This window comes from Nonomuraea sp. NPDC050783 (assembly GCF_040802095.1).
GTDB lineage: Bacteria > Actinomycetota > Actinomycetes > Streptosporangiales > Streptosporangiaceae > Nonomuraea.
Genome location: NZ_JBFAHK010000021.1, coordinates 95920 through 105206, shown reverse-complemented (window position 1 = coordinate 105206; position 9287 = coordinate 95920). Strand labels below are relative to the sequence as shown.

General features: G+C 72.4%; 11 protein-coding genes. 7 read left to right on the top strand and 4 right to left on the bottom strand.

Annotated features, from left to right (window positions below; all coding sequences use genetic code 11):
• Positions 1-10: 10 nt before the first annotated feature.
• Positions 11-796, top strand: a complete 786-nt coding sequence (locus tag AB0H75_RS39430) for an ArsR/SmtB family transcription factor (RefSeq protein ID WP_367805029.1) — start codon at positions 11-13, stop codon at positions 794-796.
• Positions 797-832: 36 nt separating this feature from the next.
• Here the strand turns inward: AB0H75_RS39430 and AB0H75_RS39425 are convergent, their stop codons facing one another.
• Positions 833-1195 (bottom strand): DsrE family protein, encoded by a 363-nt coding sequence (locus AB0H75_RS39425; RefSeq protein ID WP_367805027.1) that lies wholly within the window; start codon positions 1193-1195, stop codon positions 833-835.
• A 66-nt stretch (positions 1196-1261) separates the two neighbouring features.
• Here AB0H75_RS39425 and AB0H75_RS39420 point away from each other — a divergent pair, with 66 nt between their 5' ends.
• From AB0H75_RS39420 to AB0H75_RS39405, 4 genes are all read left to right on the top strand, one after another.
• The gene (locus tag AB0H75_RS39420; protein WP_367805025.1) at positions 1262-1750 is read left to right on the top strand and encodes an FABP family protein; all 489 of its coding nucleotides are present in this window, start codon (positions 1262-1264) and stop codon (positions 1748-1750) included.
• Positions 1747-2055: a DUF2470 domain-containing protein gene (locus tag AB0H75_RS39415; protein WP_367805023.1), complete on the top strand. Its 309-nt coding sequence runs from the start codon at positions 1747-1749 to the stop codon at positions 2053-2055. Before AB0H75_RS39420 ends, AB0H75_RS39415 begins: the two co-directional genes overlap by 4 nt.
• Positions 2056-2394: 339 nt before the next feature.
• Positions 2395-2808, top strand: coding sequence for a Fur family transcriptional regulator (locus tag AB0H75_RS39410; RefSeq protein ID WP_367805021.1), 414 nt, complete (start codon positions 2395-2397; stop codon positions 2806-2808).
• 10 nt (positions 2809-2818) lie between these two features.
• The gene (locus tag AB0H75_RS39405; protein WP_367805019.1) at positions 2819-3757 is read left to right on the top strand and encodes a folate-binding protein YgfZ; all 939 of its coding nucleotides are present in this window, start codon (positions 2819-2821) and stop codon (positions 3755-3757) included.
• On the opposite strand, the gene dtd is transcribed toward AB0H75_RS39405, so the two are convergent.
• On the bottom strand, positions 3754-4179 hold the full coding sequence (gene dtd / locus AB0H75_RS39400) for a D-aminoacyl-tRNA deacylase (protein WP_367805017.1): 426 nt from the start codon (positions 4177-4179) through the stop codon (positions 3754-3756). The genes AB0H75_RS39405 and dtd overlap by 4 nt on opposite strands.
• 60 nt (positions 4180-4239) lie before the next feature.
• On the opposite strand from dtd, the gene AB0H75_RS39395 reads away from it, so the two are divergent.
• Positions 4240-5148: an asparaginase gene (locus AB0H75_RS39395; RefSeq protein ID WP_367805015.1), complete on the top strand. Its 909-nt coding sequence runs from the start codon at positions 4240-4242 to the stop codon at positions 5146-5148.
• Positions 5149-5196: 48 nt separating this feature from the next.
• Here the strand turns inward: AB0H75_RS39395 and AB0H75_RS39390 are convergent, their stop codons facing one another.
• Positions 5197-6804, bottom strand: coding sequence for a DUF2207 domain-containing protein (locus AB0H75_RS39390; RefSeq protein WP_367805013.1), 1608 nt, complete (start codon positions 6802-6804; stop codon positions 5197-5199).
• A 31-nt stretch (positions 6805-6835) separates the two neighbouring features.
• A complete protein-coding gene (locus tag AB0H75_RS39385) occupies positions 6836-7933 on the bottom strand; it encodes an FAD-dependent monooxygenase (protein ID WP_367805011.1) in 1098 nt (365 codons plus the stop codon).
• Between the two features lie 103 nt (positions 7934-8036).
• On the opposite strand from AB0H75_RS39385, the gene AB0H75_RS39380 reads away from it, so the two are divergent.
• On the top strand, positions 8037-9026 hold the full coding sequence (locus AB0H75_RS39380; RefSeq protein ID WP_367805009.1) for a TetR/AcrR family transcriptional regulator C-terminal domain-containing protein: 990 nt from the start codon (positions 8037-8039) through the stop codon (positions 9024-9026).
• Positions 9027-9287 lie beyond the last annotated feature (261 nt).

Genomic DNA, 9287 nt, shown 5'->3' with positions numbered 1-9287 from the left:
CGGACGGCAGATGGACGAGGTGTTCAAGGCGCTGGCCGACCCCAGCCGCCGCAGGCTGCTGGACAGCCTCAACGCCCGCAACGGCCAGACCCTGCGCGAGCTGTGCGCCGGGCTCGACATGGCCCGGCAGTCGGTCAGCAAGCACCTGGGGGTGCTGGAGGAGGCCAACCTGGTCACCACGGTGTGGCGGGGCCGGGAGAAGCTGCACTACCTCAACGCCGTGCCGATCAACGCCATCGCCGACCGCTGGATCACCCAGTACGACCGGCGGCGAGCCGGCGCGCTGGCCGACCTCAAGAGCGCACTGGAGGACCACCCCGTGGCCGACACCGCATTCGTCTACACGACCTACATCAACACCACGCCCGAGCGCCTGTGGCAGGCGCTCACCGAGCCCGCCTTCACCGAGCGCTACTGGGGGATCGCCCTGGAGTCCGACTGGCGGCCGGGCTCGCCGGTCACCTGGAAGCGCGCGGGAACCGCGATCGAGGACCCGGAGCAGGTCGTCCTGGAGTCCGAGCCGGGGCGGCGGCTGGCCTTCACCTGGCACACGATCGGCGACCAGTTCGCCAAGGCGTTCGACGTGGACCCCGAGCTGGTCGCCCGGTGGGGCCGGGAGCCCCGCTCGAAGGTGACGTTCACCATCGAGCCGCACGGCGAGGCGGTCAAGCTGACCGTCGTGCACGACGGCTTCGAGCCCGGCAGCGAGGTGCGCGAGGCGGTCGGCCAGGGCTGGCCCGAGGTGCTGTCGAGCCTGAAGACCCTGCTGGAGACCGGCGACCCGCTGCCGGCCTGAGCCCGGCGGGCCCGATCGGCAGGCCGGGAGGCCCGATCAGTAGACCAGGGCCTGGACGCCCTCGGCGGTGACCTCCTCGACGAACGTCGGCGCCCCGGCGATGCGCACGCCCCCGATGACGTCGTCCACGGTGATTCCCCGGCGGGCCGCGCACTGGGTGCACAACGTCACCCGGCCCGCCGCCAGCACGGCGTCCAGGAGGTCGGCGAGCGGCGCGGCGTGCGGCAGGCTGAACTCCTTGGCCCGCCCCGGCAGCGCGAACCACGACGACTCGCCGGTCAGCCACAGGGAGACCGGGACCCCGCTCGCGAGCGCCGCGGCCGCCACGTTGAACGCCTGGTTGCAACGCTCGGGGGCGTCGGCCCCGGCGGTTACCTTGATCACCAGTGATCGTGCCATGCCAGTCACCCTAGCCGGGCGGGCGTGCCGACGCCGTACACCCGGGCGCCACTAGGCTTGGGGACCATGGAAGAACCTGAGGTGCACCCCGCCCTGGAGCCGATCGCGTTCCTGCTCGGACGGTGGGAGGGCGCGGGCGTCGGCGGTTACCCGACGATCGAGAGCTTCAACTTCGGGCAGGAGATCGAGTTCGGTCACAACGGCAAGCCGTTCCTGACCTACGTCAGCCGCACCTGGCTGCTCGACCAGGACGGCCACCGGGTCCGCCCGCTGGCCACCGAGTCCGGCTACTGGCGGGCCCAGCCCGACCGGCAGATCGAGGTGCTGCTCGCGCATCCGACCGGCGTCGTCGAGATCTACATCGGCGAGGTCGTCTTCCACAAGATCGAGCTGCGCACCGACGTCGTCGCGCGCACCGCCTCCGCCAAGGAGTACACCGCAGGCCACCGCCTGTACGGGCTGGTCAGCGGCAACCTCATGTGGGCCTACGAGATGGCCGCGATGGGGCAGCCGCTGTCCGACCACATGTCGGCCGAGCTGAAGAAGGTCTCGTGAGCACGACGCCGTTCACCGCCGACGCCGTCGAGGCGATCAAGCGCCACATGAACGACGACCACGCCGGTGACGCGCTGCTCATCGTGCGGGCCCTCGGCGGCCGGCCGGCCGCCACCGAGGCCGTCACCAGCGACGTGGACGCCGAGGCGATCGAGTTCACGATCGACGGCGGCGAGCGCGTACGGGTGCCGTGGGGCGAGCCGCTCACCGAGCGGGCCCAGGTGCGCAAGGCCGTGGTGACGCTCTACCGCAGGGCCTGCGCCGAGCTGGGCGTCCCGCCGCGGGGCGAGCACCAGGAGGGATGAAGCACCCGGAGGGGTGAAGTACCCGGAGGGGTGAAGCATCCGGAGAAATGAAGAAGGGCCCCGGGCGACACTCCGCCCGCTCGCGGCGGGCGGGCCGGATGGACCACGGCCAGGATCGGTCGATCCCGGCCTCCGGCTGCCAGGGGCCCCGGTGATTGCCTCGTATTCGCGTCACGTCACGAGACCGAGACAAGCGTCCGCGACGTCAGCGGACAACCACCTCGCTAGCCCGACTATGACTAACCATTATTCGGACCACCTCCTTTCCGCGTACTCATGAAGCTATGTGGTCATCGGCGCGGGAGGCAAATGAATATCACCGGGCCGTACACTCGGAGCATGACCGAGACGCAGTGGCACGAAGAGCTTCGCGCGAAGGGCTACCGGGTCACACCGCAGCGTCAGCTCGTCCTGGAGGCGGTCAAGGAGCTGGAGCACGCCACTCCGGAGGAGATCTGCGCCAGGGTCCGGCAGACGGCGCGCGGGGTCAACATCTCCACCGTCTACCGCACGCTGGAGCTGCTGGAGGAGCTGGGGCTGGTCACCCACACGCACCTCGGGCACGGCGCGCCGACCTACCACCTGGCGGCCGAGGCCGACCACGTCCACCTGGTGTGCCGGGGCTGCGACGAGGTCTTCGAGGTGCGGCCCGAGCTGGCCGAGGGGCTGGTCAAGGCGCTGGACGACGAGATGGGGTTCGTGGCCGACGTCCACCACCTGACCGTCTTCGGACGTTGCCGCGACTGCCGATAGCCTGGAGGGCATGCGTAGCCCTCTGCTCGACCTTCCCGGCGCCGTCGCGGCCGACGCGCCGGACTCCGACGTAGCCGCGCACTACGGCGACCTGTTCGCCGAGCAGCGCGCGCTGGCCAAGGGCGAGGCGGTCGTCGACCGCAGCAACCGCGAGGTGGTCCGTGTCTCGGGCGCCGACCGGCTGAAGTGGCTCAACGACCTGACCTCGCAGAAGCTCGACACGCTGAAACCGGGCGAGTGGACCCAGACGCTCGACCTCGACCTCCAGGGCCACGTCCTGCACCACCTGACGCTGGTGGACGACGGCGAGAGCGTGCTGGCCCACGTCGAGCCGGGCACCGCGCAGAGCCTCGTCGACTATCTCGACCGCATGCGCTTCATGCTGCGGGTCGAGGTGTCGCGGGCCGACGACCTGGCCGTGCTGTCCACGGCCACCGAAGACTTCCTGGTGCCACGCGCCGAGCTGCCCGAGCACCTGGGCAGGCCGCTGGCGGGGCTGTGGGCCTACGAGGCGCTGCGGATCGAGGCGTACCGGCCGCGGCTGGGGTTCGAGACCGACCACAAGACCATCCCGCACGAGGTGGGCTGGATCGGCCCGGCGGTCCACCTCAGCAAGGGCTGCTACCGGGGCCAGGAGACCGTGGCCCGCGTCCACAACCTGGGCCACCCGCCGCGCCGCCTGGTGTTCCTGCACCTCGACGGGAGCGTCGACACCCTGCCGGTGCACGGCGACCCGGTGATCTTCGAGAGCCAGGAGGTCGGCGTGGTGGGCTCGGCGGCCCGCCACCACGAGCTGGGGCCGATCGCGCTGGCCGTGGTCAAGCGCACGGTGCCGGTGGAGGCGCCGCTGCTGGCGGGCGGCGTCGCGGCGAGCCAGGAGGTCGTCGTGCCGCCGGACGCCGGGCGCAACGTCACCATCGACCCGGCGCTGCGGCGGCGGATCCGCTAGAGGTCGAGCACGAGGGTGATCGGCCCGTCGTTGACGAGCGACACCTTCATGTCCGCGCCGAACACCCCGGTCTCAACGCGGGCGCCCAGCGCGCGCAGCTCCTCGACCACCGCCGCCACCAGGGGCTCGGCGACCGGCCCCGGGGCGGCGGCCTGCCAGGTGGGCCGCCGGCCCTTGCGCGCGTCGCCGTAGAGGGTGAACTGGCTGATCACCAGGAGCGGGGCCGAGACGTCCGAGCAGGACTTCTCGCCGTGCAGGACGCGCAGGCCCCACAGCTTGGCGGCGAGCCTGGCCGCCTCGGCCCTGGTGTCGGTGTGGGTGACCCCGACCAGCACGAGCAGGCCGGGCTCGGCGATCGCGCCGACCGTGCGGCCCTCGACCTCCACGGACGCTGAACTCACTCGTTGTACCACTGCTCGCATGAGATCCCATTCTGGACCAGGACAAACCCTCCGTAGACTCGTGCCGAAAGGGGTACCGAGATGTCGCTGATCGTGGAAGTCGTCCGGTCCGGGTTCGTGGAGTCCACGCACCAGGCTCGCATGCTGACCGTCGACGCGGAGGGCCGTCTGGTCGAGACGCGGGGCGCGGTCCACGTCCCGGCCTCGCCGCGCTCGTCGATGAAGCCGCTCCAGGCGCTCGGCATGCTGCGCAGCGGGCTCCGGCTGGAGGGCGAGCTGCTGGCGCTGGCCTGCGCCTCCCACTCGGGGGAGCCGTTCCACGTGGACGGGGTGCGCAAGATCCTGGCGGGCGCCGGGCTGGAGGAGTCGGCGCTGGGCTGCCCCGAGGACTACCCGTTCGACCGCACGGCGACCGAGCGCGGGCGCGTCTACATGAACTGCTCCGGCAAGCACGCCGCCATGCTGGCCACCTGCGCGGCCAACGACTGGCCGCTGACCACGTACCTGGAGCCGGCGCATCCGTTGCAGCGCGCGATCCGGGAGACGGTGGAGGAGCTGACCGGCGAGCGGGTGGCGGCCTCGGGCGTGGACGGGTGCGGGGCGCCGTTGTTCTTCGTGTCGATGCTGGGGGTGACCAAGGCGTTCCGGGCGTTCCCGATGTCGTCGCCCGACTCGTACGAGCGCAGGATCTTCGACGCCGTGACCGCCCACCCCGAGTGGACGTCGGGCACCGACCGCCCCGAGGCGAAGCTCATGCGGGCGCTGCCGGGGCTCATGCTGAAGTCGGGGGCGGAGGCGTTCGACGCGTTCGCCTTCGAGGACGGGCGGGCGGGCACCGTCAAGATCGAGGACGGCTCGGCGCGCGCCCGCGTGCCGGTCACGGTCGCGGCGCTGCGCTCGCTCGGCCTGGACGCCCCCGAGCTGGCCGAGCTGGCCGCGCCGCCGGTGCTCGGCGGCGGGCGGCCGGTCGGCGAGGTGCGGCTGCGCTGAAGGGTCGCACTGAAGGGTCGCACTGAAGGGTCGCGCTGAGGGGCCGCGCTAGAGCGTGCGGAACTGGCGGGTCGCGGAGATGGCGCCCGAGGTCGTCGTGCAGAACGTGCGCATCGAGCCGGCGAACTTCGACAGGTCCCACTCCGCGGGCCCGTGATACCAGTAGAGGTTGTCGGCCTGGTGGCCGTTGCTGGTGACCGAGGCCACCACCCGCGACCAGTGCTCCACGCCGTCGAAGATCACGGCGTAGGGCAGGTAGCGGGAGAACAGCTCCACCCGGTGCTGCTCGGGCACGTGGCCCAGCTCGCCGGAGAACAGGTACTCGCGGAAGCCCAGGGTGTGCGCCAGCGCCGCCGAGCCCTTGGCGGTCTTGGCCGGCATGTACTGGCCGCCGGCCGCCAGCGCGCCGCCCGCGATGATCACGGCCAGGCCGAGCAGCCCGTACGTGGTGAACCAGGCGAGCGCGGCCGTGGCCAGCACCCCGAGCACGATGAGCACGACGCCGACCGTCGTCCAGCGGGTGCGCTCGGTGTCGGGACGGCGGGCGAACCAGCCCTGCTTGACCACGTCGGTGTAGAGCGCGTCGCGGACCTTGCCGAGGTGCGTGGCGAAGGTGCCGGAGAGCTGCGACAGCAGCACCGCGTCGCGGCCGTCGAAGATGGCGTCGTAGAGCGCCTTCTCGTAGGGCAGCAGCGAGTTGACCTGCGCGGCGGGCAGCCGCACCAGCATCCAGTCGGGCGCGTCGTAGGTCTGGCGGGGCTGCTCGTCGATGCGCAGGTAGCCGCGCACGGCGAGGTCCACGATGGTCGCGGTGACGTCCACGACGTCGGCCTGCTCGTCCACCAGCGTGCCGATCTGGCCGGGCCGCACCCCGTCGGGCGGGGAGAAGTGACCGTTCTGGACGGGCGCGACCGCGCCCTTCTCGGCGCCGGCCACGCGGGCGTCGCGGCCCCGCGTCCAGTAGAGCAGGGCCACGCCGCCGAGCAGCAGCACCAGCAGGCCGGCCAGGGCGCCGCCGGTGACGGTGTTCAGCGCGAACGCCGAGGCCAGCGAGAAGCGCTTGTCCAGGATCGGCGTGCCCTTGCTGGAGCCGCGCGGGTAGCCGATGACGACGGTCAGGGCCTGGCCGGGCGCGAGGTTCTCCTGCTCGAAGTCGGCCTGGGTGGCGGAGTGGTCCATCGAGGCGGCGGTGCAGCCGACGGCCGAGGTCAGCTCGCCGGCGAAGCAGGACAGGTTCTGGACCTGGCCGGGGCCCTGCACCGTGACGGTGGCCTTGGCGACCTGCTGGTTCCAGCCGCTCACCGCGAACCAGCGCAGCTCCTCCACGCCGCCGGACGACGTCACCGTGCCCTTGACGTCGTACTCGACGGTGCCGCTGGTCACCGTGAGCACGTCGCCGTCGAGGGTGCCGCCCTTGACGTTGGAGACCTGGTAGAGGCGGTCGTAGTCGTCGTCGTACCGGGTGCGGGTGAGGAACGTGCGCTTCAGCCCACTCGACCCCCCGCTGATCTTCTCGACCACGTGCAGGGTGCCGTCCTTGCCGAGGGTCATCGTGACGTCGTCCGTGATGCCCGCAGCCGCGGCGGTGGCGGGGGCGGCGGTCAGCGTCAGAGCGATGGCCCCCAGCGCGGCCAACGTGGATCTGATACCGGTCATGGCGACGAATGGTAGCGGTTCGTCCCGACAGTCAATCGAGGGTGATGGCGGCGGCCGCGCGCTGGACGCTCTCGGGGCTCGCGCCCTCGCCGGGGTTCTCCAGGGCGAGGGCCTGGTTGGCGGCGGCGAACGGGCGCATGCGCCGCTCGTAGCGGTCCAGGGCGCCGTCGGGGCCGGCGGCGAGCTCCTGCGCCAGCACGTACGCGCCGACCATGGCGAGGCTGGTGCCCTGGCCGGACAGCGGCGAGGCGCAGTAGCCGGCGTCGCCGACCAGCGTCACCCGGCCGGCCGACCAGCGCTCCATCCTGACCTGGGCCATGGCGTCGAAGTAGAAGTCGTCGGCCTTCCCCATGGCGTCCAGCAGCCTGGGGCCCTCCCAGCGCAGGCCGGCGCAGTGCTCCTGGACGAGGCGCTTCTGGGCGTCCACGTCGCGGTGGTCGTAGGCGAGGGGGCCGGCGTGGAAGCCCAGGTTGACGCGCATGGTGGCGGCGTCCCTGTCGCTGTAGACGACGCCGCCCACCTCGCCCTCGCGGAACCAGGTCTGCCAGTGGTCCAGGCCGAGGAAGTTGGGGGCGGTGAAGATGGAGACGTACGCGCCGAGGTGGTGCAGGTAGCGCTCCTCGGGGCCGAAGGCCAGGCGGCGCACGTTGGAGTGCAGGCCGTCGGCGCCGACCACGTAGTCGTAGCGGCCCCGGCGGCCGCTGTCGAACGTCACGTCCACGCCGCCGACGTCCTGGGCGAGGGTGGCGATGGAATCGCCGTAGCGGATGCCGGTGCCGGTGCCGTCGAGCGCGGACAGGACGAGCGCGGTCAGGTCGTCGCGCATCAGCTCGACGTCGGGGCTGTCGAAGCGGCCGCCGCTGAGCGTCTCCTCGGTGTTGCGCATGATCTCGTTGCCGTCGCCGTCCACCATGGACATGCCGCGCATGGTCGTGCGCAGGGCCCGCGCCTGCTCCAGGATGCCGGTCCGATCGGCCACGGTGAGCGCCGCGCCCCTGATGTCGATGGCCTGGCCGCCCGTGCGCGGGGACGGGGCCCGCTCGACGATCGTGGCCTCGAAGCCGTGCCGCCGCAGCCAGTAGGCGAGGACGGGGCCGCCGACGCTGGCGCCGCTGATGAGGACCTTCATGTTCCGCTCCCTTTGTACGTTGTACGCGGAACTGAATGTACGTCGTACATACAGCAGTTCGCAACGGTATGCTGGAGCAATCTGTACTAGGACAGGAGAGGCGATGGACACCCCGCCCTACGCGCGCATCGCGGGCGACATCAAGCGGCGCGTCGCCGACGGCAGGCTGCGGCCCGGCGACCGCGTGCCGTCCACCAGGCAGCTCGCCCGCGACTGGAACGTCGCGCTGGCCACCGCCACCAAGGCCCTGGCGCTGCTGGCCCAGGAAGGCGTGGTGATCGCCGAGCCGCGGGTCGGCACCGTGGTGGCCGAGCCCCGCACGCCCGGCCCGCCCGGCCCGCCCGGCCCGCCCGGCCCGTCCGGGGCGCCCGGGGTGCCGGGAGGGGTGCCGGGGCGGGGGCCGGCCGCGGGGCGCCGGGCGCCGCTACCGGGCCAGGACGGCACGCGCGAGCGCGTCGTGCGCGCCGCCATCGCGATCGCCGACGCCGACGGCCTCGACGAGCTGACCATGCGCGGCCTCGCCGACCGCCTGGGAATGGCCACGATGTCCCTCTACCGCCACGTGAGCAGCAAGGACGAGCTGGTGCTGCTCATGGTGGACGCCGTCATCGGCGACTTCCCGCTGCCCCCGGAGCCGCCCGCGGGCTGGCGCGAGGCGCTGGAGACGACCGCGCGGCTGCAGTGGGCGGTCTACCGCGCGCATCCGTGGGCCGCCGCGGTCACCCCGCTGCACCGCCCGCTGCCCTCGGCCGGCCTGCTCAAGCACTCGGAGCGGGTGATGTCCGCCCTGGCGGGCACCCGGCTTGACGCGGCGACCAAGATGCACGTCCACATACTGCTCTACAGCTACGTGCGGGGCATCGCCGCCAACCTCGAACAGGAGCGGCGGGCGCGGGCCGCCACCGGCCTGACCGACGAGGAGTGGATGGACACCCAGGCGGAGCGCATGCGGGCGGTCAGCGAGTCGCCCGGCTACGGGGCCTTCGCCGCGTTCCTGCGCGAGCTGGGGGAGTTCGACCTCGACCTCGACCGGCTCTTCGAGTTCGGCCTGCGGCCCCTGCTCGACGGCCTGGCCCGGATCGTGGACGGGTGAGACGCGGCTCGCGGGCCGGCGCGGGCCGCCGCCTTCCCCGTCTCCGCCCGCCCCGGGGCCAGGGCTCCTCGCCCGCGCGCAGGGGATCGCCGCGGGTGTCACGCCGCCGGTTCTACACGATCAGCGCGCCCGCGTTCACGGCGCCGACGTGGACGCCCTGGTCGGCGAGTGCCGCGTTCGGGTTGCGGTAGTAGTCGCGCGGCACGGCCTCGATGCCGTCCTCGCCGGGTCCGGCGCCGAAGACGTTGGTTCCACCTTCAA

Coding starts and splice junctions, on each gene's coding strand:
- AB0H75_RS39430 (WP_367805029.1), top strand. CDS start 11: ATGGACGAGGTGTTCAAGGCGCTGGCCGACCCCAGCCGCCGCAGGCTG.
- AB0H75_RS39425 (WP_367805027.1), bottom strand. CDS start 1,195: ATGGCACGATCACTGGTGATCAAGGTAACCGCCGGGGCCGACGCCCCC.
- AB0H75_RS39420 (WP_367805025.1), top strand. CDS start 1,262: ATGGAAGAACCTGAGGTGCACCCCGCCCTGGAGCCGATCGCGTTCCTG.
- AB0H75_RS39410 (WP_367805021.1), top strand. CDS start 2,395: ATGACCGAGACGCAGTGGCACGAAGAGCTTCGCGCGAAGGGCTACCGG.
- AB0H75_RS39405 (WP_367805019.1), top strand. CDS start 2,819: ATGCGTAGCCCTCTGCTCGACCTTCCCGGCGCCGTCGCGGCCGACGCG.
- dtd (WP_367805017.1), bottom strand. CDS start 4,179: ATGCGAGCAGTGGTACAACGAGTGAGTTCAGCGTCCGTGGAGGTCGAG.
- AB0H75_RS39395 (WP_367805015.1), top strand. CDS start 4,240: ATGTCGCTGATCGTGGAAGTCGTCCGGTCCGGGTTCGTGGAGTCCACG.
- AB0H75_RS39390 (WP_367805013.1), bottom strand. CDS start 6,804: ATGACCGGTATCAGATCCACGTTGGCCGCGCTGGGGGCCATCGCTCTG.
- AB0H75_RS39385 (WP_367805011.1), bottom strand. CDS start 7,933: ATGAAGGTCCTCATCAGCGGCGCCAGCGTCGGCGGCCCCGTCCTCGCC.
- AB0H75_RS39380 (WP_367805009.1), top strand. CDS start 8,037: ATGGACACCCCGCCCTACGCGCGCATCGCGGGCGACATCAAGCGGCGC.